1 protein-coding gene is annotated in these 379 nt (G+C 71.5%); it reads left to right on the forward strand.

The annotated features are described in order from the left end of the window. The coding region (locus AC0IXA_RS27220) for an RICIN domain-containing protein (protein ID WP_471814870.1) at nucleotides 1-379 on the forward strand (379 nt) is incomplete at both ends.

Genomic DNA, 379 nt, shown 5'->3' on the forward strand with positions numbered 1-379 from the left:
GTCTGCATGGAGGACACCTGGGCCCGCGGCCTGTACATCGACCTCTCCAAGCCCGGCACCCCGGACGCCAACTCGGTCCGGCAGTCCTTCCACCCGAACGCGCGCGGCCACGCCGCCTTCGCGTCCTGTCTGACCCAGCTGTACGACTCGGGCCTGCGCGAGGCCAGTTGCGCGGACGTCAACTCCTCGGGGACGCCCAAGCTCTTCCCGTACGCCTGGGACGACGTCTACAAGCCGCTGAAGAACGCGGCGACCGGCCAGTGCGCGGACGTCGAGGCGGGCACCTCCGCCAACGGCACCCGGGTGCTCGGCTGGGACTGCCACGGCGGCCGCAACCAGGGCTGGTGGTACGACTCCGCGCGCCAGACCGTGCACACGG

This window comes from Pseudomonas sp. AC083 (assembly GCF_979253165.1).